The organism is Pseudoalteromonas sp. MMG006 (assembly GCF_018101025.1).
Lineage (GTDB): Bacteria > Pseudomonadota > Gammaproteobacteria > Enterobacterales > Alteromonadaceae > Pseudoalteromonas.
This window is the reverse complement of sequence record NZ_JAGJEJ010000056.1, coordinates 1-493: the sequence shown is the minus strand read 5'-3', so window position 1 is coordinate 493 and position 493 is coordinate 1. Positions and strand designations below refer to the sequence as shown.

Below are 493 nucleotides of genomic sequence, written 5' to 3'. Positions count from 1 at the left end.
CTTTGTGGTTTAATTGCATTACCAAGTGTAATTTATAAAATAGTTAATATTAGAATTAATATGATGCGGTACTAGCTCAGTTGGTAGAGCGCGACCTTGCCAAGGTCGAGGTCACGAGTTCGAGCCTCGTGTACCGCTCCATATTAGTTTTATCCACTTGCTTTAAATAGCAAACTCGATGCCCGAGTGGTGGAATTGGTAGACACAAGGGATTTAAAATCCCTCGACTAACAAGTCGTGCCGGTTCAAGTCCGGCCTCGGGCACCACTTTAAATTATTTCACCAAGGTAATTTAAAGTTGATAAAACAGTATTTTGCGGTACTAGCTCAGTTGGTAGAGCGCGACCTTGCCAAGGTCGAGGTCACGAGTTCGAGCCTCGTGTACCGCTCCAAATTATTTGGAAGCGTTTAGGCGGAATGGCAGAGTGGCCATGCACCGGATTGCAAATCCGTTTACCCCGGTTCGACTCCGGGTTCCGCCTCCATATAATTT

The 493-nt window shown here is 45.6% G+C and carries 4 tRNA genes; all 4 read left to right on the top strand.

The features are described 5' to 3' along the window. Nucleotides 1–65 precede the first annotated feature (65 nt). The 4 genes from J8L73_RS19175 (at nt 66) to J8L73_RS19160 (ending at nt 485) form a co-directional block, all read left to right on the top strand. Nucleotides 66–141, top strand: a tRNA-Gly gene (locus tag J8L73_RS19175). Between the two features lie 39 nt (nt 142–180). Then, nucleotides 181–267: transfer RNA gene (locus J8L73_RS19170), tRNA-Leu, on the top strand. Between the two features lie 49 nt (nt 268–316). After that, nucleotides 317–392: transfer RNA gene (locus J8L73_RS19165), tRNA-Gly, on the top strand. 19 nt (nt 393–411) lie between these two features. Further along, a tRNA-Cys gene (locus tag J8L73_RS19160) sits at nt 412–485 on the top strand. The last annotated feature ends 8 nt before the right edge of the window (nt 486–493 follow it).